23 protein-coding genes are annotated in these 24,407 nt (G+C 74.6%); 14 read left to right on the top strand and 9 right to left on the bottom strand.

The window, feature by feature from the left end; all coding sequences use genetic code 11:
- Nucleotides 1-158 precede the first annotated feature (158 nt).
- The 5 genes from ACH9D3_RS03465 to ACH9D3_RS03445 all read left to right on the top strand — a co-directional run bounded on the left by ACH9D3_RS03465 (nt 159) and on the right by ACH9D3_RS03445 (nt 5,525).
- Nucleotides 159-536 carry an RNA-binding S4 domain-containing protein gene (locus tag ACH9D3_RS03465; RefSeq protein ID WP_396399782.1) on the top strand — a complete coding sequence of 126 codons (378 nt, stop codon included), beginning with the start codon at nt 159-161 and terminating at the stop codon, nt 534-536.
- Between the two features lie 131 nt (nt 537-667).
- Nucleotides 668-2,125 (top strand): benzaldehyde dehydrogenase, encoded by a 1,458-nt coding sequence (locus ACH9D3_RS03460; RefSeq protein ID WP_396399781.1) that lies wholly within the window; start codon nt 668-670, stop codon nt 2,123-2,125.
- A 74-nt stretch (nt 2,126-2,199) separates the two neighbouring features.
- On the top strand, nt 2,200-3,552 hold the full coding sequence (locus ACH9D3_RS03455; protein ID WP_396399780.1) for an MATE family efflux transporter: 1,353 nt from the start codon (nt 2,200-2,202) through the stop codon (nt 3,550-3,552).
- A gap of 51 nt (nt 3,553-3,603) precedes the next feature.
- Nucleotides 3,604-4,584: a universal stress protein gene (locus ACH9D3_RS03450; protein WP_396409864.1), complete on the top strand. Its 981-nt coding sequence runs from the start codon at nt 3,604-3,606 to the stop codon at nt 4,582-4,584.
- 38 nt (nt 4,585-4,622) lie between these two features.
- Nucleotides 4,623-5,525 (top strand): universal stress protein, encoded by a 903-nt coding sequence (locus ACH9D3_RS03445; RefSeq protein ID WP_396399778.1) that lies wholly within the window; start codon nt 4,623-4,625, stop codon nt 5,523-5,525.
- Nucleotides 5,526-5,907: 382 nt separating this feature from the next.
- Here the strand turns inward: ACH9D3_RS03445 and ACH9D3_RS03440 are convergent, their stop codons facing one another.
- Nucleotides 5,908-6,093 carry a hypothetical protein gene (locus tag ACH9D3_RS03440; RefSeq protein WP_396399777.1) on the bottom strand — a complete coding sequence of 62 codons (186 nt, stop codon included), beginning with the start codon at nt 6,091-6,093 and terminating at the stop codon, nt 5,908-5,910.
- A gap of 305 nt (nt 6,094-6,398) precedes the next feature.
- Between ACH9D3_RS03440 and ACH9D3_RS03435 the strand changes: the two genes are divergently transcribed.
- On the top strand, nt 6,399-7,274 hold the full coding sequence (locus ACH9D3_RS03435) for a TPM domain-containing protein (RefSeq protein ID WP_396409863.1): 876 nt from the start codon (nt 6,399-6,401) through the stop codon (nt 7,272-7,274).
- A 39-nt stretch (nt 7,275-7,313) separates the two neighbouring features.
- Here ACH9D3_RS03435 and pdxT read toward each other — a convergent pair whose 3' ends face one another.
- Together pdxT and pdxS are read right to left on the bottom strand one after the other, a co-directional pair.
- A complete protein-coding gene (gene pdxT, locus ACH9D3_RS03430; protein ID WP_396399774.1) occupies nt 7,314-7,916 on the bottom strand; it encodes a pyridoxal 5'-phosphate synthase glutaminase subunit PdxT in 603 nt (200 codons plus the stop codon).
- Complete coding sequence (gene pdxS, locus ACH9D3_RS03425) at nt 7,913-8,866, bottom strand: pyridoxal 5'-phosphate synthase lyase subunit PdxS (protein WP_396399773.1); 954 nt, start codon at nt 8,864-8,866, stop codon at nt 7,913-7,915. The genes pdxT and pdxS overlap by 4 nt, the downstream gene beginning before the upstream one ends.
- Nucleotides 8,867-8,964: 98 nt before the next feature.
- On the opposite strand from pdxS, the gene pdxR reads away from it, so the two are divergent.
- The 4 genes from pdxR to ACH9D3_RS03405 all read left to right on the top strand — a co-directional run bounded on the left by pdxR (nt 8,965) and on the right by ACH9D3_RS03405 (nt 12,093).
- A complete protein-coding gene (gene pdxR, locus ACH9D3_RS03420) occupies nt 8,965-10,515 on the top strand; it encodes a MocR-like pyridoxine biosynthesis transcription factor PdxR (RefSeq protein WP_396409862.1) in 1,551 nt (516 codons plus the stop codon).
- Nucleotides 10,516-10,621: 106 nt separating this feature from the next.
- Complete coding sequence (locus ACH9D3_RS03415) at nt 10,622-11,212, top strand: DUF308 domain-containing protein (protein WP_396399771.1); 591 nt, start codon at nt 10,622-10,624, stop codon at nt 11,210-11,212.
- Between the two features lie 61 nt (nt 11,213-11,273).
- Nucleotides 11,274-11,765 carry a hypothetical protein gene (locus ACH9D3_RS03410; protein ID WP_396409861.1) on the top strand — a complete coding sequence of 164 codons (492 nt, stop codon included), beginning with the start codon at nt 11,274-11,276 and terminating at the stop codon, nt 11,763-11,765.
- A 130-nt stretch (nt 11,766-11,895) separates the two neighbouring features.
- On the top strand, nt 11,896-12,093 hold the full coding sequence (locus ACH9D3_RS03405; protein WP_396399769.1) for a hypothetical protein: 198 nt from the start codon (nt 11,896-11,898) through the stop codon (nt 12,091-12,093).
- Nucleotides 12,094-12,210: 117 nt separating this feature from the next.
- Here ACH9D3_RS03405 and ACH9D3_RS03400 read toward each other — a convergent pair whose 3' ends face one another.
- The 3 genes from ACH9D3_RS03400 to ACH9D3_RS03390 all read right to left on the bottom strand — a co-directional run bounded on the left by ACH9D3_RS03400 (nt 12,211) and on the right by ACH9D3_RS03390 (nt 15,109).
- A complete protein-coding gene (locus ACH9D3_RS03400; RefSeq protein WP_396409918.1) occupies nt 12,211-14,433 on the bottom strand; it encodes a heavy metal translocating P-type ATPase in 2,223 nt (740 codons plus the stop codon).
- Between the two features lie 67 nt (nt 14,434-14,500).
- Nucleotides 14,501-14,710 (bottom strand): cation transporter, encoded by a 210-nt coding sequence (locus ACH9D3_RS03395; protein ID WP_396409860.1) that lies wholly within the window; start codon nt 14,708-14,710, stop codon nt 14,501-14,503.
- An 84-nt stretch (nt 14,711-14,794) separates the two neighbouring features.
- Nucleotides 14,795-15,109, bottom strand: coding sequence for a metal-sensitive transcriptional regulator (locus tag ACH9D3_RS03390; protein ID WP_396409859.1), 315 nt, complete (start codon nt 15,107-15,109; stop codon nt 14,795-14,797).
- Between the two features lie 98 nt (nt 15,110-15,207).
- Between ACH9D3_RS03390 and ACH9D3_RS03385 the strand changes: the two genes are divergently transcribed.
- Genes ACH9D3_RS03385 through ACH9D3_RS03375 form a run of 3 tightly spaced genes read left to right on the top strand, consistent with a single transcriptional unit; the run spans nt 15,208 to nt 18,280 of the window.
- Nucleotides 15,208-17,247, top strand: a complete 2,040-nt coding sequence (locus tag ACH9D3_RS03385; protein WP_396399766.1) for a glycoside hydrolase family 15 protein — start codon at nt 15,208-15,210, stop codon at nt 17,245-17,247.
- Nucleotides 17,244-17,972 (top strand): AzlC family ABC transporter permease, encoded by a 729-nt coding sequence (locus ACH9D3_RS03380; protein WP_396409858.1) that lies wholly within the window; start codon nt 17,244-17,246, stop codon nt 17,970-17,972. Before ACH9D3_RS03385 ends, ACH9D3_RS03380 begins: the two co-directional genes overlap by 4 nt.
- The gene (locus ACH9D3_RS03375) at nt 17,969-18,280 is read left to right on the top strand and encodes an AzlD domain-containing protein (protein WP_396409857.1); all 312 of its coding nucleotides are present in this window, start codon (nt 17,969-17,971) and stop codon (nt 18,278-18,280) included. Before ACH9D3_RS03380 ends, ACH9D3_RS03375 begins: the two co-directional genes overlap by 4 nt.
- A 9-nt stretch (nt 18,281-18,289) precedes the next feature.
- Here the strand turns inward: ACH9D3_RS03375 and ACH9D3_RS03370 are convergent, their stop codons facing one another.
- The 3 genes from ACH9D3_RS03370 to ACH9D3_RS03360 all read right to left on the bottom strand — a co-directional run bounded on the left by ACH9D3_RS03370 (nt 18,290) and on the right by ACH9D3_RS03360 (nt 21,451).
- Nucleotides 18,290-19,114, bottom strand: coding sequence for an alpha/beta fold hydrolase (locus ACH9D3_RS03370; RefSeq protein ID WP_396409856.1), 825 nt, complete (start codon nt 19,112-19,114; stop codon nt 18,290-18,292).
- Between the two features lie 30 nt (nt 19,115-19,144).
- Nucleotides 19,145-20,566 carry an FAD-binding protein gene (locus ACH9D3_RS03365; RefSeq protein ID WP_396409855.1) on the bottom strand — a complete coding sequence of 474 codons (1,422 nt, stop codon included), beginning with the start codon at nt 20,564-20,566 and terminating at the stop codon, nt 19,145-19,147.
- Nucleotides 20,567-20,800: 234 nt separating this feature from the next.
- Nucleotides 20,801-21,451, bottom strand: coding sequence for a LuxR C-terminal-related transcriptional regulator (locus ACH9D3_RS03360; protein WP_396409854.1), 651 nt, complete (start codon nt 21,449-21,451; stop codon nt 20,801-20,803).
- A 412-nt stretch (nt 21,452-21,863) separates the two neighbouring features.
- On the opposite strand from ACH9D3_RS03360, the gene ACH9D3_RS03355 reads away from it, so the two are divergent.
- On the top strand, nt 21,864-24,251 hold the full coding sequence (locus tag ACH9D3_RS03355; RefSeq protein WP_396409853.1) for a glycosyltransferase: 2,388 nt from the start codon (nt 21,864-21,866) through the stop codon (nt 24,249-24,251).
- Nucleotides 24,252-24,407 lie beyond the last annotated feature (156 nt).

The following is a 24,407-nucleotide window of genomic DNA, read 5'->3' as shown; positions in this document are numbered from 1 at the left end:
TGTCCCCACTCCCGGCCACGCGGTGCGGACCCGCACGAGCCGTGCGGGGTCCGTCGCGGGGTCGGCACGGTGCGGGCGCGGGGGCGGCACGGGTTCGGCACAATGGATCCCGTGCCCCGGGCGGACGACCCCCGGGGAAGGATTCCCGAGGAGGGGCGATGACGACGACGCAGGCGCCCGCGAGCGTTCGCGTGGACGTGTGGCTGTGGGCGGTGCGCGTGTTCAAGACCCGCTCCGCCGCCACGGCCGCGTGCCGTGCAGGCCACGTCAAGATCGACGGGACCTCGGTCAAGGCCGCCCAGCCGGTGCGGCCCGGCCAGCGGGTGGCCGTGCGGCGTCCCGGGCACGAGCAGGTCCTCGAGGTGGTGCAGCTGCTGACCAAGCGCGTCGGGGCCCCGGTGGCCGCGAAGGCCTACGTCGACCACAGCCCGCCGCCGCCTCCCGCACTGCACGCGGCGGTCCCGCGGCGGGACCGGGGCACCGGAAGGCCCACCAAGAAGGACCGCCGGGAGATGGACCGCCTCCGGGGCCTCTGAGACCACCGCGGCGAGCACGGTTCCGGGCGCTCTCCCAGGAACACGCAGAATAATTCCGACTGCACGTGTGCCGTGGGTCACCCCGCCGTCCGGCGGTCCGCCCCGCGGCCGGAGACTGAGGAGCTCGACGCATGGCACTGCTGGACGCATCGGTGTGGACCGGAAAGATCTACGTCAACGGGTGGCGCGAGGGCCGCGGCGGCACCGAGGACGTGACGAACCCCTCGACGGACGAGTCGCTCGGGAGGATCGGCTTCGCGTCCCCCGAGGACGTGTACGAGGCGGCGGAGAAGGCCGCGGCGGCCCAGCGGGAGTGGGCGGCGCTGAAGCCCTCCGAGCGCGCGGGGGTGCTGCGCCGGGCCGGCCTCCTGTTCGAGGAGCACGCCGAGGAGGTCGTGGACTGGGTGGTCCGGGAGACCGGGGCGATCCAGCCCAAGGCCGGCCTGGAGGCCTCGGTCGCGGCCGCGGAGTGCTACGAGGCCTCCGCGCTGCCGACCCACCCGCACGGGGAGTACCTGCCCTCCGACGCCCCGCACTGGTCGCTGTCCCGCCGGGTGCCGGCCGGGGTGGTCACGGTGATCTCGCCGTTCAACTTCCCGCTGATCCTCTCGATCCGCTCCGTGGCGCCGGCCCTGGCACTGGGCAACGCGGTGCTGCTCAAGCCGGACCCCCGCACCTCCGTGGCGGGCGGGGCGCTCATCATGCGCGTGTTCGAGGAGGCCGGGCTGCCGCCCGGCGTCCTCCAGCTGCTGCCCGGCGGCGGGGACGTCGGGGCCGCCGCGGTCGAGGCCCCGGATGTGGACGTCGTGTCCTTCACCGGCTCCACGGCCGCCGGGCGGCACGTGGGCGCGGCCGCGGCGCAGCACCTCAAGCGCGCGCACCTGGAGCTGGGCGGCAACAACGTGGTCATCGTCCTGCCGGGCGCGGACGTGGACCTGGCCGCCGGGGTCGGGGCGATGGGCTCCTTCTTCCACCAGGGCCAGATCTGCATGACCACCGGGCGTCACCTGGTGCACGAGGACCTGCACGACGAGTACGTGGACAAGCTCGCGGCGAAGGCGGAGGCGCTGGTGGTCGGGGACCCCTCCGGCGGGCCCGTGCACCTGGGCCCCATCATCGACGAGCGCCAGCTCAAGTCCATCGACGCGATCGTGCAGGAGACCGCCATCGCCGGCGCCCGGGTGGTCGCCGGCGGCTCCCACGACGGGCTGTTCTACCGGCCCACCGTGCTCGCCGACCTGACGCACGAGATGACGGCGTGGAAGGACGAGATCTTCGGGCCGGTGGCGCCCGTGATGAAGGTGTCGAGCGCCGAGGAGGCGGTGGAGTTCGCCAACGCCTCCGAGTACGGGCTGTCGGTGTCCATCATCGGGGACGTCGGGGAGGCCATGAAGATCGCCGACCGGATCCGTTCCGGCAAGATCCACATCAACGAGATGACCGTGGCCGACGAGGCGAACGCCCCCTTCGGCGGCATGGGCGCGTCCGGGACCGGCTCCCGGTTCGGCGGGCCGACCGCCAACATCGACGCGTTCACCGAGACGCAGTGGATCACGATCAGCCCGGACGTCCCGCACTACCCCTTCTGAGCGCCGGCCCGTCCGGGCGCCGCTCCGTCCGGCGGTGCGCCGCGGGGGCGGGGGGTCGTCGGTAGCCTGGACCGGTGACCACGACCTCCCGCCCCCGCGGCCTCAACCGGCAGATCCTCGCCCTGGCCGTGCCCGCCTTCGGGGCGCTCGTGGCCGAGCCGCTGTTCCTGCTGGCGGACTCCGCGATCGTCGGTCACCTCGGCACCCCGCAGCTCGCCGGCGTGGGCGTGGCGGCGGCCGTGCTGCAGACGGTCGTGGGGCTCATGGTCTTCCTCGCCTACAGCACCACCCCGGCGGTCGCCCGGCACCTCGGCGCCGGGCGGCTGCCGGAGGCCGTGGCGGTGGGCCGGGACGGTCTCTGGGTGGCCGCGGGGCTCGGTCTCCTGCTCTCCGCAGGGGGCTGGGTGCTGGGCCGCCCGCTGCTCACCATGATGGGCGCGCGGGGCGAGGTCCTGGAGCACGGCGTCGTCTACCTGCACTGGTCCCTGCCCGGGCTGACCGCCATGCTGCTCGTGCTCGCGGCCACCGGCGTGCTGCGCGGGCTCCAGGACACGCGGACCCCCCTGCTCATCGCCGGGATCGGGGCCGCGGCCAACGCGGGGCTCAACCTCCTGCTCGTCCACGGCGCGGGCCTCGGGGTGGCCGGCGCCGCGATCGGCACGAGCGCGGTGCAGTGGGCCATGGCGCTGGCGTACTTCGTGATCCTGCGCCGGCTCGCCCGGGCGCACGGCGTGGGTCCGGCCACCACGTGGTCGCGCCTGCGGGCGCACCTGGCCGTGGGCTCCTGGCTGATGCTCCGCACGGTCTCCCTGCGGGTGGCCATTCTCGCGACCGTCCTGGTGGTCACCGGGCAGGGCGCCCACAACCTCGCGGCGCACCAGCTCGTCATGACGGTGTTCAACTTCCTGGCCTTCGCCCTCGACGCCCTCGCGATCGCCGCGCAGGCGCTGCTGGGGCGGGACATGGGGGCACGGGACGTCGAGGACCCCGCCGAGCGGCGGGCGATCCGGGACCTGATGAACCGGCTGGTGCTGTGGGGGCTCGGCTTCGGCGTGGTCACGGGTCTCGTCGTGGCCCTGCTCGTCAGCCGGCTGGGCTTCCTGCTCAGCCCCGACCCGGCGGTGCAGGCCCTGTTCGCGGCGGCCCTGCTGGTGGTGGCGGTCGGCCAGCCGCTGGCCGCCTACGTCTTCGTCCTCGACGGCGTGCTCATCGGGGCCGGGGACGCCCGCTACCTCGCGGTGGCCGGGGTGCTGAACCTCGCGGTCTACGCCCCGCTGCTGGTGCTCGTGGCACGCTCCGCCGGGGACGGGACCGGAGGGTTCGTGTGGCTGTGGATCGCCTACGCGGGCGGCTACCTGGGTGCGCGGGCGCTGACGCTGGGCCTGCGCGCCCGCGGCGACTCCTGGCTGCTCCGGAACGCCCGGTAACAACCGGGGCCGCACCCGGGGGTTGTGCCGTGGATCACTTACGATGCCACCATGAACGACAACTCCCGCAGAGACCACCAGTCCGCCGCCGACTCCGGGCACGACGCCGTGCTCGTCGGCATCGACGGGTCGGACCAGGCCCGTCATGCGCTCGAACGCGCGCTCGACGAGGCCCGGGCCCAGAACCTGTCCGTGCGCCTGGTCGGCGCCTACCCGGTCATCGGGGTCGGGGACCCCGGGCTCGAGATGCGGTTCACCGAGGCCGTCATGAAGGAGAACGCCGACCACCTGGCCGAGGCCCGGCAGACCGTGGAGCAGGCGGGGCTGCCCGTGGAGGTCGTCGAGGCCGGCGGTGATGCGGCCAAGGCCGTCGTGGAGCAGTCGGGCGAGGCCGCGCTCGTCGTCATGGGCAAGCGCGGTCGCGGCGGTGCGCTGCGCGGCCGGCTGGGCTCGGTGTCCGCCGCGGTCGCCGCGCACGCCAAGTGCCCGGTCATCATCGTCCCCGACTCCGCGGAGAACCGGCACTCCGAACGGCACGGCGGCAGCGCCGGCGACTTCGCGCTCGAGGCGGAGGGACCGGTCAAGGCGGACGAGATCGACTTCACCGGCAAGGTGGTCGTCGGCCTCGACGCCCTCGGCTCGCGCAACCCGGCGCTGTGGAAGGCCATGGAGTACGCCCAGGAGCACGGCAAGACCCTCGCACTGGTCTCCGTGAACGGCGCCCTGTCCGGCACGCCCTCCTGGTTCCAGGACGAGTTCAACCAGGCCCGGTACTTCCACGAGGCCGACCGGAAGCTCACCCAGATCTCGGAGGAGATCGCCGCGGAGCACCCCGGGCTGACGGTGGAGCACCACATCTTCGTGGGCCGTCCGGCCCGCATCCTCACGAACGCCACGCGCACCGCGGACCTGGTCGCGGTCGGCTCCCGCGGCATCGGCGGCTTCCGCGGGCTGCTGCTCGGCTCGGTGTCCCAGGCGGTGCTGGAGAACACGGCCGGCCCCGTCATGGTCGTGCCCGCGCACCCCGCCTGAGCGCCCGGCCCACGGCGACCTCCGAGGAGCAGCGACACATGGCAGAACAGATCGTCGTCGGCTGCGACGGCTCCGAGAACAGCGACCGGGCCCTCGACTGGGCGCTCCGGGAGGCCGGCGCCCGCTCCGGCGAGGTGAAGGTGGTGGTCTCCACGGGGCGGCCCGCCGCCGTGGACCCCAGCCTCTACGGGCCGTTCCTGGAGGCGATCGAGCAGGAGGCGGACAAGATCGCCGGGGCGGCCGTCACCAGGGCCCGGGACGCCGGCGTCCCGGGCGTCGCGGTGGTCGAGCGCGGTGACGCCGCCGGGGTGCTGGTCCACGCGTCGGAGGGCGCCGCCGTCATGGTGCTCGGCCGGCGCGGCCGCCGCGGGGTGCGCGGACGGCTCGGGTCGGTCACGGCCGCGGCGGCCGCGCATGCGGCGTGTCCCGTGATCGTCCTCCCGGAGCGCCCGGCCGGCGCGGACCCCCGCGCGGGGGCCGCCGGCGGCCCGGCGGGCCCCTTCGCGGGACGGGTCGTGGTCGGCGTGGACCGGCTCGGACGCGACAACCCGGCGGTCGTGGCGGCCGGGCACTACGCCGAGCGGCACGGCGCAGGACTGGCGCTGGTCACCGTGGTCCCGGAGGGCGTGAGCGTGCCGACCGGTTCCGCCGAGCTGGACCGGGCGGTGCACGACCAGCTCACCGGGCCCGCCCGGGCGCTCGTGGACCAGGTGGCGGAGTCGGTCCGGGAGGACCACCCGCAGCTGGACGTCGAGACCTTCGTGCTCTCCGGCCCGCCTGCCGACCAGCTGGTCGAGGCCGGACGCTCGGCGGAGCTCGTGGTGGTCGGCAGCCGTGGCTACGGAGGATTCCGGGGGCTCCTCATGGGCTCCGTCTCGCAGGCCGTGCTCGTCGAGTGCGAGAGCCCCGTGATGGTGGTCCCGGCCCGCAGGAAGGACTGATCCGCCGGTCCGCCGGAGGAGCCCCCGGCGACCTCCCGGGGTGGGGCCGTGCTGCGGGCCGGGACCAGCCGGCCGGGCACCCCTCCGGGGTCGTGCCCCGTCGGTAGCCGTGCCCCGCCGGGACCCCGGGGCACGGCTACCGCTGAGGAACTTCGTAAGTTGGCTGTCGAGTAACAGTCCTTCTCATCTATCGTGGAGTTGTCGCCCCTGATCCCCCGGGTGACCCGGTCGGCGTCCCCCGGCGCCCCGCCGTAAGCGCCTCCGCCCTCTCCCGGGCGGGGGTGCTTACGTCTGTGCCCCGGATCCGACGGCCGACGACCTGGGCCGTCATATCCGGCAGAAGCGGTCCCTCCTCCGCCAGGAGGGGGAGGGGGTGCTTCCGTCACGTGGTGGTGTCGGCGTGCTCGATGAGCTCGGCCATGATGTCCACGAGCATGATCCTCTCGAATCCGGAGATCGCGGCCTCGTCGGCTTCGAGCCTGCGGGTCAGTGTCCGGTGGAACAGCTTGATCTCTGCCAGCCGCTGGGGCGTCAACGTCCTCGGCGGCAGACTGCCCGGTGTGTTCATCACCTACTCCTTCGCACCTGTTGCCCCCAGCTTGGCGCAGAGAGCCCCATTTCGCTCATGACCTGGGGCAATGTGTCGGCAGCCCTGCCGACACATTGCCCGGCGGCCCCGCGCTCCTCCCGTGGACGACGGCGTCCTGCCGCCGGCGACCGGGTGGGCCCGCGGCGCGGGCGCTCCGCGACGGCGCCGGGGGTCCCCGGCCGGCGCAGCACCTCGTCCTCCGGGCGGATCCGCGGACCCGGTGCGGCGGGACATCCTGGAGGTGACCCCGCGGACCGGCCGCGGACGCAGGACGGGAGCACGCCGTGGACCGCAGAGCACTCGCCGTGACCGCGCTGATCGGCGCCGCCCTCACCGGGTGTGCGGGCGGCGCGGTCGAGATCCCGGATCCGCCGGCCGGGTCCGACGTCCTGGACTCCGCCGACGTCCTGACGGACGCGCAGGAGCAGGAGCTCGACGCCCTGATCGAGGACCGCAACGCGACCACGGACGCCGCGCGGGTGGCCGTGCTGACGGTGGAGGAGTCGGGCGGGTCGATCGAGGACTACGCCCGCGAGGTCGCCACCCGGTGGGGGGTGGGCGACGCCGGGTCGGACAACGGCGTGCTCGTGGTCGCCGCCACCGCGGACCGGGAGCTGCGGATCGAGTCCGCGGACGGGGTCCGCGAGCGGTTCTCCGACGACGAGGCGGAACGGGTCGTGGAGGACGTGCTGGGGCCCGCCTTCGCGGACGAGCGCTACGCGCAGGGCCTGCGCGAGGCCGTCGAGCAGATCTACGTCTACGCGCAGGGGGAGGAGCCTCCGCAGGAGCCCTTCGACTGGGTGCTGTTCGGCTGGGTCGGGGGCGGCTTCGGCCTGGTCGTCGTGCTGGTGGCGTGGTGGATCGCCGCGGACCTCCGCCGCCGTCGCCGGATCGCCGACGAGGAGCTGCGGGCGGCCCGCCGGCGCGATCCGGAGCTGCGGCTCACCGAGGAGCAGCACGCGGCGTACCGGAAGTACCGCTACCACCACCGCACGCCGGACGCGGTCACCAGCCCCGCCGTGTGGCTGCCGCTCTACCTCGCGAACCCGGCGCTGTACTCCGGCGGCTCGAGCGGCGGCACGACCGGGGACGGGCAGGGCGGGACCTCGTTCGGCGGGGGCGGCGGCTTCACCGGCGGCGGGGCGTCCGGCAGCTACTGATCGCCCGTGGGGCCCGGCCACCGAGCGGAGGGAGCACGCTCAGGCGGGGAGCCGGCGCCGGGCGGCGACGAGGGAGAGCAGGTGCCGGTGCACCGTGGTCTCCCCGGTCAGCTCGGGGTGGAACGAGATGCCGACGACGGCGCCGCTCGCCACCGCGACCACCTCGCCCCGGTGCCGGGCCAGGACCTCGACGCCCTCGCCGACCCGGGTCACCACGGGGGCCCGGATGAAGGCCGCGCGCACGACGGCCCCGTCGTCGCCCCAGGCGAGCCGGACCTCCTCGGAGGCCGTCTGGGGGCCGAAGGCGTTGCGGGCGACCGTGACGTCCAGGACCTCCAGGCACTGCTGGCCGGGAGCGGGGTCCTCGATGCCGGAGGAGAGCAGGATCAGCCCGGCGCACGTGCCCAGGGTGGGCAGGCCGCCGAGGACGGCCTCCCGCAGCGGCTCCCGCAGCCCGAACAGGCGCAGCAACCGGTCCACGGTGGAGGACTCCCCGCCCGGCAGGACGATCCCGTCCAGCCCGGCGAGCTGGTCGGCCGTCTTGACGAGCACGGGCTCCGCACCGAGCTCCTGGAGCATCGCCGCGTGCTCGGCGACCCCGCCCTGCAGGGCGAGGACGCCGACGCGGGGCGCGGAACTCACCAGCCGCGCTCCGCGAGCCGGTGCGGGGCGGGCAGGTCTCCCACGTTGATGCCGACCATCGCCTCACCGAGGCCCCGGGAGGCCTCGGCGATCTTCTCCGGGTCGTCGAAGTAGGCGGTGGCCTTCACGATGGCCTGCGCCCGCGCCGCCGGGTTGCCGGACTTGAAGATGCCGGAGCCCACGAACACGCCGTCGGCACCGAGCTGCATCATCATGGCCGCGTCCGCGGGGGTGGCCACGCCACCGGCGGTGAACAGCACGACCGGCAGCTTCCCGGTGCGGGCGACCTCGAGCACGATGTCGTACGGCGCGGCGAGCTCCTTGGCCTTGACGTAGAGGGCGTCGGGGGAGATCGCGTACAGGGCGCGCAGCTCCGCGATCTGGCCGCGGATGGTGCGGATGTGCTTGGTCGCCTCGGAGACGTCGCCCGTGCCGGCCTCGCCCTTCGAGCGGACCATGGCGGCACCCTCGGCGATCCGGCGCAGGGCCTCGCCCAGGTTGGTGGCCCCGCACACGAACGGGACCGTGAAGCGCTGCTTGTCGATGTGGTTGACGTAGTCGGCGGGGGAGAGGACCTCGGACTCGTCGATGTAGTCGACCTTCAGGTGCTCCAGGACCTGCGCCTCCACGAAGTGGCCGATGCGGACCTTGGCCATGACCGGGATGGAGACGGCGGCCTGGATGCCCTCGATCAGGTCGGGGTCGGACATGCGGGCCACACCGCCCTGGGCGCGGATGTCGGCGGGCACGCGCTCGAGGGCCATGACGGCCACGGCGCCGGCGTCCTCGGCGATGCGGGCCTGCTCGGCGGTGACGACGTCCATGATGACGCCGCCCTTGAGCATGTCGGCGAGACCGCGCTTGACGAGCGGCGAGCCGGTGAGCGGCGTGGCGTCCGAGCCGGCGGTGCGGATGGAGTTCTGGGCAGGGGTGGTCTGCAGATCGGTCATGCACCCCATCCTCCGGCCCCAAGTGGTCCACCGACAGGTCCACCATCGGTAGAATCCATTGGACCACCGATGGCTCAGCAGGCGGAAGGAGGGGGCCGGTGCGACATCCCCACGACGTGGAGCTGCCCGTGCGCGTGGACCGGGCCGATCCGGCGCCGCTGCCCGCCCAGCTCGTCCGGCAGCTGCGGGACCTGGTGGTCTCCGGGGCGCTGCGCCCCGGAGACGCGCTGCCCTCGACGCGCGGACTCGCCGCCAGGCTGGGGGTCTCGCGCGGTTCCGTGGTCACCGCCTACGACCAGCTCCACGGCGAGGGCTACCTGCACGCGACCAACGGGGCCACGGTGGTCCACCCGGACCTGGCCCGCTCCCGGACGGAGCCCCAGGCGGCCCCGCGCGGCCCCCGCCCGCCCGCGCCGGCGCCGCGCCGGGCCCGGGAGCGGCCCATGATCGACCTCACTCCCGGCCGGCCCGACACCGGCCGGCTCGCGACCCCGCAGTGGCGCGCCGCGTGGCGGGACGCCGCGGCCGCCGCCGGGGCGGGCGCGCCCCCGCCCCAGGGCTCCGAGCCGCTGCGCGAGCAGATCGCCGAGCACCTGCGGCTGATGCGCGGCGTGGTCCGGGACCCGGAGGACCTCTTCGTCACGGCCGGCGCGCGGGACGGGCTCCAGCTGCTGCTCGCGGTGCTCGGCGGCCACGCCGGCCGCGGGCTGCGCGTGGCCGTCGAGGACCCCGGCTACCCGTCGCTGCACCGGGTGCCGGAACGGCTCGGGCACGAGGTGCTGCCCGTGCCGATCGACGACCAGGGGCTCGACCCCGCCCGGCTCCCCTCCGGCGCGTGGTCGGGACCCGGGCAGTGGGAGGTCCAGCGGCCCCCGGACGCCGTGATCGTCACCCCCAGCCACCAGTACCCCCTCGGGGCGTCGATGCCCGCGGCCCGGCGGCTCGAGCTGCTCGGCTGGGCGCGGGCCCACGACGCCCTGATCGTGGAGGACGACTACGACTCCGAGCTGCGCTACGTCGGCGAGCCGCTCCCGGCCCTGTCCTCCCTCGACCGCGCCCCCGGCGCCGTCCCGGAGCCCTCCGCGCCGGGGCGGCGGCTCGGCGCCGGGGGCCACGTGGCCACGCTCGGGTCCTTCACGAAGGTCCTCGCCCCGGGACTGGGCGTCGGCTACCTGCTGGCGCCGCCGGCTCTGCGCGAGGACCTGCTGCGGCTGCGCACGGACCTGGGCAACCCCGCCTCCGCGGTGGCCCAGGACGCGATGGCCCGTTTCCTCGCCGACGGCGGGCTGCGCCGGCACACCGCCCGGATGCGCCGGGAGTACCGGCGCCGGCGGGACCTGCTCGGCGCGGCCCTCGCCGGGGTCCGCGGGGTGCGGGCGGTGCCCATGGACGGCGGGCTGCACGCGGTCCTCGAGTTCACGGGGGAGGTGCCGTTCGAGGAGGAGGACGTCGTGGCCCGTGCCGCCGCCGCGGGCGTGCGGGTGGCGGCCCTGGGCTCGTACTGGGCGCACGGGGTGCGGGGCGGCCGCCGGGGCGTCGTCGTCGGCTTCGGCGCCACCGGAGCAGCGCCGGAGGGCGACGCCCTGCCGGACGCCCTCGCGGTCCTGGCCCGGGTGCTCTCGGCGCCGGGCCCCGTCGCCGGTCGCTAGACTGGTCCGTGCCCCGCGGGCCGTTCCACCAGGCTGTTCCGCCGGGCCGTTCCACCAGGGCGTCCCCGAGCGCTCCACCGACAGCTCGTCCCCCGAAAGGCGCACCGTGCACCCCGACCCGAGCACCGGCATCCACCGCGACCTGTTCGCACCCACGCTGCTGCGCGCGCTCGTGGCCCTGGTCCTCGGCGCCGTGACCGTGTTCTGGCAGGAGCCGACGCTGACCGTCGTGGCCTGGGGCGTGGGGCTCTACCTCGTGCTCACCGGCGCGGCGAGCATCCTGCTGCAGCTGCGCCTCAACGGGAACGACCACGTGGACATGGGCCCCGCCCGGCAGATCCCGCAGTCCTACGGGGTGCTGTACCTCCTGGGCGGGGTGTTCACGATCATCGGCGCCGACACCCCCGCGTGGCTCGTGGTCTACGCGGCGTCCATCATGGGCCTGGCCGGTCTCACGGAGCTGGCCCTCGGGCTGAAGTTCCGCACGAGCTTCCCCCTGGGCCGCGACTGGACCATCGCCGGGCTCGTCACGGTCCTCGCCGCGACGGGCCTCGTGCTCGTGGTGGACCTCGGGCCCAAGGCGCTCTTCGGGGTGGTGGGCGCCGCCGCGGTGGTCATCGGCGTGACCCACCTGCTGGCCGCGCTGACCCTCCGGCACGAGGACCGCCGGGGACGGGCCCCCAGCGGGACCGCGTAGACTGGGGCACCGCACGGCAGGCCCCGTCCTGCCGGGAACCCCCAGTTCACGAGGAGGACGAGTGGCACAGCGCAAGGACTCGAGAGGCGGCTCCCGGGCCGACGTCAAGGGTCCCCTCATTCTCTCCGCGGTGCTCGCGGCGGTCGCGTTCGTCGCCGTGGGGATCTTCGCCAGCGGCGGGACGGACAACGCCCTGCGCCTTGACCTCGCCTTCATCGCCGCCGGCATCGTGTTCATCGTGACGCTCGTGATCAGTGCGACGCTCATGATCGTCGAGAAGCCGAACGACCCCCACCTCGGCCGGGGCACGGGCGTCAACCGCTCCTCGGCGAAGCTCTACGCCGAGGCCCGCGCCCGGCGGCAGGCCGCCGCGCAGCCCCCCGGCGAGGCCGAGTTCGGCCAGCGCGTCCGGCCCGACACCCGGGGCGAGGACCTCCTCGGCCGGCGTGCCGCCGAGGGCACGGGCCCGGTGGACGGAACGACGGACAGGCGCACCGACGGGGCAGCGGACGGGACCGCGGACGACGACGACGGATCCTCCCCGCGCGTCTGAGCCCCCGGCCCCGGGGACGGGCGCTCCGGCCGCCGGTCCGTTGGCAGCCGGGCGTGCACTCGATAGATTGGACTGCACCTGAGCAGGGCCGACCCCGCGTCCTGCTCGACACCGGACGACGGGAACCAGCATGAGCCAGCAGCCGGAACCACCCACCGAGGGCGACGACGACTTCGACCGCGAGGTCGAGCAGCGGATGGCCGCCAAGCAGGAGACCGGTCCCGACGACGACCCCACGGACGTGGCGCAGGAGGACTACAAGTCCGAGGTGCCCGAGCTCGAGGAGGAGGGGGACAGCCCGGTCGACCCCGGCCAGGCCGGCGCCTGAGCGGCGCGTCCCGCACGGCACGACGCCCCGGGGAGGACCACGGTCCTCCCCGGGGCGTCGTGCACTGCGCCGCACCTGCCGGGGCGTCGTCGCGAGGAGCCGGCGGCCCCTGCGGGGTCAGCGGCCGAAGCCCCGCAGCCGCAACGAGTTCAGCACCACGAACACGGAGCTGAAGGCCATCGCGGCGCCCGCGATCACGGGGTTGAGCAGACCGGCGGCCGCCACGGGGATGGCCACCGTGTTGTAGGCGAACGCCCAGAACAGGTTGGACTTGATGATCGACAGGGTCCGGCGGGACAGGGCGATGGCCGTGGGCACGGACCGGACGTCGCTGCGCACCACCGTGATGGCCGCCGCCTCGATGGCGGCGTCCGTCCCGGCACCCATCGCGATCCCGAGATCGGCCTGGGCGAGCGCCGCGGCGTCGTTGACGCCGTCGCCCACCATCGCGACCACGCGCCCCTCGTCCTGGAGGTCGCGGACCACCGCGACCTTGCCCTCCGGGCTGACGTCCGCGACGACGTCCCCGGCGGCGATGCCGGCCTCCGCGGCGACGGCCCGTGCCACGGGCTCGTTGTCGCCCGTCAGCAGCATGGGCCGCAGCCCCAGCCCCCTGAGCCGCTCGATCGCCGCGCGCGCGTCGTCCTTGACGGTGTCGCGGAGGTCGACGAAGCCGACGAGGGCGCCGTCGACGGCCACGAGGATCGTGGTGAACCCTCCCTCCTGGGCACGGCGCAGGGCGTCGAGCTGGCCCCGGTCCAGGCGCACGCCGTTCTCGGACAGCCACGTGGTGCGCCCGACCACCACCGAGCGGGAGTGCATCCCGTCCGCCACGTGCGCGCGGACGCCGCCGCCGGGCGCCGAATCGAACCCGGAGACCGGGAACCGGTGCGGGGTGGCCGCGGCCACGGCCCGCGCGATGGGGTGCTCGGAGTGCTGCTCCACGGTGGCCGCGAGGTCCAGCACCTGGTCGCGGGAGTACCCGGACACGGGCGTCACGGACGCCACGGAGAGCTGACCGCTCGTGACGGTTCCCGTCTTGTCGAGCACCACGGTGTCCACGGTGCGGGTGTCCTCGAGGACCTCGGCACCCTTGATGAGGATGCCCAGCTGCGCGCCCCGGCCCGTGCCGGTGAGCAGGGCCGTGGGGGTCGCGAGACCCAGGGCGCACGGGCACGCGATGACCAGCACGGAGACCGCGGCCACGAACGCCGCGTCCACGTCCCCGGTCAGGACCAGCCAGCCGGCCAGGGTCACCAGGGCGATCACCAGGACCACGGGCACGAACACGCCGGAGATCCGGTCGGCGAGCCGGGCGACGGGAGCCTTGCCCGCCTGCGCCCGGGACACCATCCGGCCCATCTGGGCCAGGGTGGTGTCGGCGCCCACGCGGGTCGCCTCGACCAGCAGGCGGCCGTTGGTGTTGATCGTGGCGCCGGTGACGGTGTCGCCGATCCCCACCTCGACCGGGAGGGACTCGCCGGTGAGCAGGGAGGTGTCGACGGCCGAGCGGCCGTCGACGACCACGCCGTCGGCGGCGATCTTCTCCCCCGGGCGCACGACGACCAGGTCGCCGGGCCGCAGCTGCTCCGCGGGCAGGTTCGTCTCGACGCCGTCCCGCAGCACCACGGCGTCCTTCGCGCCCAGTTCCAGCAGCGCGCGCAGCGCCTCGCCGGAGCGCGCCTTCGCCCGGGCCTCCAGGTACCGGCCCAGCAGGAGGAACACGGTCACGAGGGCCCCGGTCTCGAAGTAGAGCTGGTGCCCGCTCATGTCCATCGCGTGGCCGAGCATCGCGCCGGCCGTCATGCCGGGCTCGCGCAGCAGGTTCCACAGCGAGAACAGGTACGCCGCGGACACGCCCAGGGACACGAGGGTGTCCATGGTGGAGGTCAGGTGCCGGGCGTTGACGGCCGCCGAGCGGTGGAACGGCCACGCCGCCCACGTCACGACCGGCAGGCTCAGGACCGCGACCACCCAGCCCCAGTGCGGGAACTGGAAGCCGGGCAGCATCGAGATCACGAACACCGGCACGGAGAGCGCGGCGGCCACCACGAGGCGCCGGCGCAGGGCGTCGGGGGAGCGCAGCGAGGACGCCTCCCGGCCGGCGACCTGCGCCATGGCGTCGGGGCGGCCCGAGGCGCCGGCGTCGTCGTCCCCGGGCGCGTTCGTGACGACGGCCCCGTAGCCGGCGTGCTCGACCGTCTCGAGGATCTGCTCGTCGCTGATGCCCTCGGGCACGTGGACGGTGGCGGTCTCGAGGGCGAGGTTCACGGAGGCGTCGACCCCGTCGAGCTTGCCCAGTTTCTTCTCGACCCGGCTGACGCACGAGGAGCACGTCATGCCGGTGATCCCGAGCTCGAGGGTGCGCAAAGGTCCGGCGACCTCGGTGGGGACGGGCGTGCGGGTCTCAGGCAACGGTGTACCCCGCCTCCTCGACGGCCGCCTCGACCTCGTCCGCCGACAGCTCGCGGGAGGAGGTCACGACCACGGGGGAGACCCCGCCGGCGACCAGGTCGACGTCCACGGACTCGACGCCGGTCAGCTCGGTGAGCTCCTCGGTGACGGACATGACGCAGTGCCGGCAGGTCATGCCGGAGACGTTGACGGTGGTCTGCACGGTGCTCTCCTCGGGGGTGGGGCGGGTTCGTTCAAGGGTTCGGCGGGTACGTTCGGGGGTGGTGCGTGCATCGGGCGGGGCGGGTCAGCTCTTGAGCAGGCGCGCGATGGCCGCGGACGCCTCCTGGAGCTTGTCGTCGACGCTGGCGACGTCCCCGGACGTCCGGGCGGCCTCGACGGCGCCCACGACGCAGTGGTTCAGGTGCTCGTCCAGCAGGCCGAGGCTCACGGCCTTGAGCGCCGACTGGATCGCGGAGACCTGGGTGAGGATGTCGATGCAGTACTGGTCCTCCTCGACCATCCGGTGGATGCCGCGGACCTGGCCCTCGATGCGCCGCAGGCGCTTGAGGTACGCGTCCTTGTCCTGGGTGTATCCGTGCGACGGCAGGGTCTGGGCCATGGTTCCTCCTCGGTCGTCCTGCCGTCACTGTATACCCCTTGGGGGTATGACTCAAGCGTCCGGTCCGGGCCGCCCCCGCGATGTGCCAATCTTGAGGCATGGCTTCACTGATCGAGGACTACGCCCTGCTCTCGAACATGCGCACGGGTCCGCTCGTCTCCCGCGCCGGGTCCATCGACTGGCTGTGCGCGCCCCGGTTCGACTCCCCCTCGATCTTCGGCGCCCTGCTCGGGGACGCCGACCACGGGCGGTGGCTGCTCGCCCCCGCGAGCACGGTCGCCGAGGGGGCCGACGGAGAGCCCCTCGACGAGGAGGAGGGCGGCGCCCAGGTCGCCGAGCGGTTCTACGTGGAGAACACGTTCGTCCTGCAGACCGTCTGGGTCACCGACTCCGGCTCCGTGCGGGTGACCGACTTCCTCCCGCTGACGTCCCGCACGGACGTGGTCCGCCGCGTGGAGGGCCTCACGGGTGAGGTCGAGATGTACCACGAGCTGCGCGTCCGCTTCGGCTACGGCGCCGTGGTGCCCTGGGTCAGCCGCTTCGAGGGGGAGGAGGACCCGGAGGGCGGCGATCCCGCCCCGCCCATGCTCGTGGCCATGGCCGGCCCGGACGCCCTCGTGCTGCGCGGGGAGCCCCTCCCGGAGTCCACGGACGACGACGACGAGCGCCGCCACCACGGCACCTTCACCGTCTCCGCCGGCCAGGCACGGGACTTCGTCCTCACGCACTTCCCGTCCCACCGCACGCCCCCGGCGCCCGTCGACGTCAACGAGCAGCTCACGCGCACCGTGGAGCTGTGGCAGGACTGGTCCGGGCTGTACTCCCCGCCGGCCGCCGGGGCGGACGAACCGGTGCACATCGTCCCGGTCCGCGGCCACGCGGTCGCCCGGCGCTCCGACGTGGTCCGGCGCTCGCTGCTCGTGATGCGGGCGCTGATGCACCAGGAGACGGGCGGGATCGTGGCCGCCCCCACCACCTCCCTCCCGGACGTCGTCGGCGGGGAGCGCAACTGGGACCACCGCTTCTCCTGGCTGCGGGACGCCGCGATGGCCCTCGAGATCATGCTCGACCACGACCACGACCGGGAGGCCGTGCAGCTGCGCAACTGGCTGCTGCGCGCCGTGGCGGGCGACCCGCACGACCTGCAGAACATCTACGGGGTCGCCGGGGAGCGCCGGGGGCGCGAGCACCAGCTCGACCTGCCCGGCTACGAACGCTCCCGCCCCGTGCGCGAGGGAAACAGCGCCTCGGTCCAGCACCAGACGGACGCGGTGGGGCACGTCATGGTGGTGTTCGAGAAGCTCCGCCGGCGCGGCGCCGTGGAGGACCACCTGTCGTGGCCCCTGCAGCAGGCGATGCTGCGCTCGGTCGTGGGGAACTACGAGGTCGCGGACCAGGGCCTCTGGGAGATGCGCGGCGAACGGCAGTACTACACGCACTCGCGCGTGCTCATGTGGGCGGCCCTGCAGAGCGGCGTGGACGCCGTGCGCGTGCACGGGCTGCCCGGTGACGTGCAGCTGTGGGAGCAGCTGCGGGACGCGCTGGCGGAGGAGATCTGGACGAGCGGCTACGACCCCGAGGCCGGCTCCTTCGTGCAGTACTACGGGGCGAGGACCGTGGACGCCTCCCTGCTCCAGCTGCCCCAGGTCGGCTTCGTGGCCTACGACGACGAGCGGATGCTCGGGACCGTGCGGCGGATCGAGGAGGAGCTGCGCCACCCCAGCGGCCTGATCCACCGCTACCGCAACGTCCTGGGCCCCGTGGACCCGGACGACCCCGACGCGTACGCCGGTGTCATCGGGGTGGACGGCTTCCCGGGTCAGGACAACCCGCACCTCGGCGCGTCCCTGTGGCTGGCCGCGCAGTACGCGCGCTCGGGACGTCCGGACAGCGCCCGGAAGCTCGTGGACCTCGTGCTCTCCCGCGCCAACGACCTCGGCCTGCTCGCCACGGAGTGGTCGCCCGAGCGGCGGCGGATGACCGGGAACTTCCCCCAGACCTTCACCCACCTCGCCCTCGTCCAGGCCATGGACGCGCTCGACGCCGCCCAGGGGCGCCGGTCGGCGTCGGACGTCCCGCCGGAGGACGCCGGGACGGGCGCGGACGGGTCGTCCGGCGCCGGGAGCGGCGCGGCATGAGCCACACGGCCCCCGTCGCCTGGCGGTCCTCGCCGGCGGTGCGGATCGGCCTGTCGGTGTCCGTGGCCACCGGGCTGTACGGCATCTCCTTCGGAGCGCTGTCCGTGGCGGCGGGCCTGAGCTTCTGGCAGACCGTGGCCCTGTCCGCGCTCATGTTCACGGGCGGGTCCCAGTTCGCGTTCATCGGCGTGGTCTCCGGCGGGGGCGCCGGCGCCTCGGCGCTGAGCGCCGCGACGCTGCTGGGGGTGCGCAACGCCGTCTACGGGATGAGCATGAACGCCCTCGTCCGTCCGCGCGGTTGGCGCCGGCTGCTCGCCGCGCACGTGACCATCGACGAGTCCAACGCGACCGCTTCGTCCCAGATCCATCCCGTCGAGGAGCGCCGGGGGTTCTGGACCGCGGGACTGGGCGTGTTCCTGCTCTGGAACGTGTTCACCGTGCTGGGGGCCCTGCTCGGCAACGCCCTGGGGGACCCGGCCCGCTGGGGGCTGGACGGCGCCGCCGTGGCGGCGTTCCTGGGCCTGCTGTGGCCGCGGCTGAGCGCCCGGGAGCCCGTGGCGGTCGCGGTGGTCTGCGGTCTCGTCACCGCGCTGACCATCCCGGTGCTGCCGGCGGGGCTGCCGATCCTGGTCGCCGCCGTGGTCGCGGCCGCCCTCGGCCGCTCCCGCGGGGCCGGGAGCGCCACGGCGGACCCCGGGACCCGTCCCGGGGAGGCCGGGGCATGAGCATGTGGTTCTGGGTCCTCGGGGCGTGCGCCCTGGCCTACGCCCTGAAGCTCGTGGGCTACCTCGTGCCGGACCGGGTGCTGGACGACCCCCGCGTCGGGCGCACGGCGGGCACCGTCACGGTGGGCCTGCTCGCCGCGCTGGTGGTGATGAACGCCTTCGGCTCCGGCCAGTCCCTCGTGCTCGACGCCCGGCTGGGAGCCCTGCTCGTGGCGGGACTGGCCCTGGCGCTGCGGGCACCGTTCCTGCTGGTCGTGGTGCTGGGTGCAGTCGTGGCGGCAGTGCTGCGGCTGCTCGGTGCCCCCTGACCCCGTCCCTCAGCCGCTGCTCCTCGGGTCCTGGGACTCCACGTCCTGCCAGAACGAGTCGACGAGGCCGTTCCACTGCTCCGGGACCTCCTGGAAGGGCTGGTGGGACTCCTCTTCCAGCACCTGGAACCGGGCGCCGGGGATCAGGTCCGCCACGGCGCGGCCGAGCTCCGGGCGGGCGGTGGTGTCCAGGCCCCCGGCCAGGACGTAGGTCGGGGCCGTGACCCGGGGCAGGCGTCCGGTCGTGTCGTGGCCGATGAACGCGTCCAGATGGCGCTGCACGTTCTCGGGCGGCTGCTTGTGCGGAAAGGCGAGGGCCTCGTCGACGATCCCGGCCACCGTCCCGTCGTTGTGGGCCCGGGGCGTGTAGATGAACAGGAAGAACCACTCCAGGAACTCCCGCTCACCAGGTGCGGCACCGACGAGCCAGCGGACGAACTCTCCCCAGGCCCGCAGGTAGGGGTCCATGGCCGACCATGTGCTCTGCAGCACCAGGCTGCGCACGACCTCGGGGTGGCGCAGCGCCAGCTCCTGCGCGATGATGCTCCCGCCGGAGAAACCGGCCACGTGGGCCGATCCGATGCCGAGCGCGAGGAGCACCTCCGCGGCGTCGTCGGCCATGGCCTCCACTGTGAGGGCGTCGTCCGGCAGGGTGGTGCGTCCCGCCCCCCGGTTGTCGAACGCCGTGAGCCGGTAGCGGTCGGCCAGGCCCTCCAGTTGGAACTGCCAGGACTCGACGGTGTCACCGAGTCCGCCGATCAGGAGGACGTCGGGGCCGTCGCCCACCTGCTCCGTCCAGATGTCGAGTGCTCCTGCGTGCACATGCTGTCCCACCGGACTGTCCTCCTTCTCGGCCGGGTGCCGTCAGGCGGCGCTCGGCAGGATGTTGTGGTTGCGGCGGAACAGGTTGCCGGGGTCGTAGCGGTTCTTCAGCTCGACGAGCCGCAGGTGCGTGCGCTCCCCGTAGGCCTGCCGCGCCGCCTCGGGGGTGACCGGGCCGTGCTCGGCGCCCAGGAAGTTCACGTACTGGCCGATCTCGGCGAACGGCTCCATAGCGGCGTGGGCCCTCCGCGCGAACGCCGTGAGACGGGCGTCCTCGGCGGCGTCCTGCCAGTAGCCGTAGACGTTGAGCCAGTACCGCGCGGACCGGTTCGGGAAGGCGGTGGCGCCTGCCGGCACCCGCCCGAAGAACCCCTCCATGTGGTGGATGTCGATGCCCGTGCCGAACCAGGTGATCTCGGAGGCGAATCCGAGCAGCGCGTCGACCACCTCGTCGTCGAGCCGGGAGAAGGACGCGTTCTTCCAGTAGCCGCGCGCGCCCTTCGGGAAGAGCTCGTCCATGGCCGACTGCCACTCGGTCCACTGCACCGGTCCGACCTCCTCCTCGTCGGGCGGGGCGTCGGCGCGCAGCCGCTCGACCAGCCGCAGGCCCTCGTCGTGGTCGGGCGACATCCAGGCGAAGCCGATGATCAGCCAGGGCTCGTCGCCCATCCCGAAGCCGGGCGGGAACCGGAGGATCGAGATGATGCCGTTCATCTCGTCCGGCAGGTCGGCCGTCCAGCGGGCGAACGCCTGCAGGGCCGTGCGCCACTTGTCGCGACCGTAGAGGAGGTTGCCGCCCAGGACGGAGGGCGGCAGCTCCCGGGCCCGGAACGTGAAGGAGGACACGACGCCGAAGTTCCCCCCGCCGCCGCGGATGCCCCAGAACAGGTCCGGGTTGTGCTCGGCACTGGCGTGCAGGTGCTCCCGGGTCCCCGTGACCACCTCGGCGTCCACGAGGTTGTCGAGGGTCAGGCCGTTGCTGCGGGTCAGCCAGCCCACGCCGCCGCCGAGGGTCAGGCCCGCGATCCCGGTGGCGCTGACCACCCCGACGGGCACGGCGAGCCCGTGCGGCGTGGTGGCGCGGTCCACGTCGGCGAGGGTCGCGCCGGGCTCGACGGTGACCAGCCGGGTGCCGGGATCCACCTCGACCCGGCGCAGCGCCGCCAGGTCCAGCACCAGGCCGTCCGCCACGGTGCCGTGGCCGGCTATGTTGTGCCCGCCGCCGCGGACGGCGAGCGGCAGGCCCGTGTGCTGCGCGGCGGCGAGCACCGGGTCGATGTCGGCGACGGACCCCGCCCGCACGACGGCGCGGGGCCGCACGTCGACCATGCCGTTCCAGACCCGTCTGGCCTCGTCGTACTCGGGGTCGCCGGGCTCGACCAGCTCCCCCGTCAGTCTCGTCCGCAGCTTCTCGAGCTCCCGGGCGATCTCGGTGTCGCGTTCCCCATGCTCCACGATGTCCATCGGACTGGCTTCCTCTGTGCGGAGGCGCGGGCCCCCGGCCTGCTGCTCGTGCTCGACGGCGGTGCGGACCGGCGTCGGCGGTGCCGGTGGGATCCCGGGCGCACGCGGTGCGGTGCGGGCGCTGGACCCCGCCGGGGCTACGGTTCCGGCGCGGGGGACGCGGAACGGCGCGTGGTGGTGCCACCAGTCTAGGAGCGCCGCGCACAGGTCACAACGGTCCGCACGGGCCGGCGATCAGGCCAGCGGCAGCACGGGGGGAATGATCCCGTCCTCGACGGCCCGCTTGTAGAGCTCGAGCTTGGTGCGCGCCGGACGGTCCACCAGCAGGTACTTGCGCCGGATCCGTTTGAGGTGCTCCTCCACCGTGGACTCCGCGATGCGCAGCCGGCCGGCGACCTCCTGCTCCTGGAGGCCGTCCACGTAGAGCGCGAGCACCTCGCGCTCCCGGGCGGACAGCTTGGCGGGTGCCTGGCTGGGCAGCTCGGCCAGGGCCGCCTGGAGCATGTCGCTCATGAAGTGGCCCAGCTGCTTGGCGAGGCGCATGGTCCGGAAGACGCTCTTGATGGGCTCGCACTTTCCCACGGCTCCGGCGGCCCCGCAGGCGAACGCGGACCGGACCCGGCAGAGGTCGTCGGGCGGAACCAGCACCACCACGGTGTGCTCGTGCGCGGTGAGGTCCGTGACGTTCTGCACGAGACTCCGGCCGTCCATGGTGTTCAGGCTCAGCAGGACCACCGTCTCCTCGGCCGGGTGCAGGGCCAGGAACTCCGGCACGTTCCCGGCCGCTGCGCCCACCCGCACGCCGTGCTCCGGGTGCTCGGCGGCCTCGCGCTGCATCGCGATGCGCGTCATGGGCTGGGGGCTGATGACGGCGGCATTCAACATGGTGGGACTCCTCGACGTCTCCCGCGACCGGGTCGGGCGGGATCTCCGGAGCCGGAGGTGTCCGGCTCGCTCCGGCAGCGCGAGGTCCGGGACCGGGCCGGCCCTGCGGCGTCCGCCTATATGTCCATAGCAGAATATGTGGCGGTCGAGCAGGGGACCTCAGGTCACGGGATCCTCCGGGCGGTCGCCGCCGACGGAGATGGTGCTCTGTGTGTCCCTCCACAGTGGCGGACCCGCGCACGCGCGGGCAAGGCGCTTTCGTGCGGACCTGCAACTCCGTACACCCCGCCGCGGCCGGACGGGCGGCCGCGGCGGGCGGCCCGTGCTCCGGACCGGGCCGGGTGCGAGCCCGCCGGGGTGCGGCTGGGAGAATGGCCGGGCACGCATCGTCCGAGGAAGGGACCGCTCCGCCATGCGCATCGACGTTCTCCGCAGTCCCGCCGGGACGGGGCACCGTCCGTGGGACGAGCACGAGCTCCGCGGCCTCCTCGGCGAGCTCGCCCTGCGCGGGGTCGAGGTGGAGCTCGTCGATCCGGCGGGCCGCGTGGCCGCACCCGTGCCCGGGCACGGTCCGTCCGAGTCACAGGCCGAGTCACAGGCCGAGTCACAGGCCGAGCCGCAGTCCGAATCCCGGTCCGTGCCGCAGTCCGCGCGCGGGCCCGGCTCCCGGTCCGGGTCCGCACCGGCGCTCGGGTCCGGACCCGGTGTCGAGTCACCCGAGCGGCCGCCCGGGGCGGAGGTCCCCCTCCTGGTGAGCCTCGGGGCGGACCCGGTCGTCGAGGAGCCCCACCTCCGCAGCCGGCTCGAGCAGGTCCGGAGCGCGGTGGGTGCCGGTCGACCGGTCGTGGTGAGCGGACTCGCCCTCGATCCCGCGACCGTTCCGGCCGAGGCCCTGCGCGAGCTGTTGTCCGCCGCATCCCTGGTGGGCCTGCGGGACGAGTCGTCCCTGGCGGTGGCCCGCCGGCTGTGCCCCGGCCACCCCGCCCTGCGCGTCGGCTGGGAGGACGCGCTGCTCCTGCCGCAGCTCGAGGCCCCGTCCCGTCGACCGGCGCAGGAGGACCGGCCGGGCGTGCACGCGGACCGGCCGGGCGTGCACGAGGAGCGGGTCCGGATCGTCGCCGCGGTCGGGGCCCCGGCGGGGCCGTTCTCCCCGGGCGAGGCCGCACCCGTGCTCGCCGCCGCGCTGGACGCCCTGGTGCACCGGACGGAGGGGGCGGTCACCCTCCTGGCGTGCGGCGGCACGCCGGCGGACGAGGAGTTCGCGGCGGGCGTGGCGGCGCTGCTGCGGGAGGACGTCCGGTGGGGCCCGGCGGGCACGGACGAGGCCGGCACGAACGGGAGCAGCGCCGACCCGGACGAGGGCCGGACCGACCCGGGCGCGGACCGGGCCGACCCGGGCGCGGACCGGGCCGACCCGGACGCCGCGGGTTCGGTGCTGCGCCGGGCGGACTATGTCCTGACCACCTGCGGGCGTGCCGCGGTCCTGGGCCTGGCGGCGCACGCCGTGGTCCTCCCCGTGGCGCCGGACAAGTATTCCCTGACGCGCATGGATGATGTGCTGAGTCGCTGGGGACTGCACGACGGCGTGGCGCCCCTGGCGGCGCTGCTCACCCCGGGGGACGTGGCGTGGGACACCCGGGCGGCCGTCCAGCAGTGGGCGACGGAGGCGGTCGAGCACCGCGGGGCGGTCCGGTCGGCGCTGGCGGACGCCGATCCGGTGGTGCGCGAGTCCGCGGCCCGGTGGTGGGACGACGTGGTCGGGGTGCTCCGCGGCGGGCGGCCACCGGGCGTGCGGGAGGTCGCGGCCGCGCCGCGCGGGGTCGGCGCCCCGGTGGTGCGCTCCCTCCGCCGCCGCTACACGGTCCCCGGGGTGCCGCCCGAACGGTCCACCGTGGCGGTCGTGCTCCGGTGCGGGCACCGGTCGGGGCGTCCTGCCCGGGCCCTGGACGACGTCCTGGCGCAGACGTTCACCGACTGGCGGCTGGTGGTCGTGGACGACGGCGGCGACCCCGTCGCACTGGACGACCTCCTGGTGCAGCGGCGGGACGAGCTCGCCGGACGCGTGACGGTGCTGCACCACCGGAGGCCCATGGGCCCCGGGGCGGCGGCCAACCGGGGGCTGCGGGCCGCGGACTCGGAGCTCGTCGTCCTGCACGACGGGTCCGACGGGTGGCACCCCCTGGTCCTGCAGGGTGCAGTGGCCCGTCTCGAGAACCCGCTCGTGGCGGACGACGGGGTGGTGGTGCGCGCGCCGGGCGAGCGGGCCCCGACCGGGGGGCCGGGGCAGGAGCGCGTGCGTGCGGACCGGCAGGCCCTCACCCTCACCGACGTGCTCGACGGCGACCTCACCACGGTCGGCCCGACCTTCCTGTACCGCCGCGCGGTGCACGGGGTGCTCGGCGACTACGACGAGACATTGGACGCGGCGGCGGACTGGGAGTTCGTGCTCCGGTTCCTCGAGACCTTCACCGCGGGTCTGCTCCCCGGGGACGCGCCGCTGCCCGCGGAGCCGGCGGGAGGGTCCTCCGCCGGCTCCGACGAGCTGGCTGTGCGCGACCGGCACCTCAGGCAGTGGACCGCGGAGAACGGCATCGGCCTGCCCCTGTACCTGCGCCGCGCGGTGGCCGAGGAGGCCGGTGGCCTGCACCGGCGGCTGGATGCGGCGGAGGGGCTCGCGCACGACCTGCTCGACGTGGTCCGCGCCCAGTCGCTGCAGATCGAGCGGCTGGAGCGGACCGTGCGGGAGAAGGGGTTCGTGGCCTTCTGCCGGCGTCTGTGGCGGTCTCTGCGCGGAGGCTGAGCCGCTCGGCCCCGGCGAGTCGTTCGGCAGGGTGCTTCCCATTCGTGTCGTTGATGTGACATGCTTCACCGTCGGGTGCCCGGCCGGGGTGTGCGCGCTCCGCCCGGAGTGCGCCGCGTCGCGCAGGGTCCGCAGGAGAGCACGCAGGGTCCACAG

This window comes from Kocuria kalidii, assembly GCF_044462225.1.
Lineage (GTDB): Bacteria > Actinomycetota > Actinomycetes > Actinomycetales > Micrococcaceae > Kocuria > Kocuria kalidii.
Note: the sequence above shows the minus strand (reverse complement) of the source record. Positions and strands in the feature narration are given on the sequence as shown.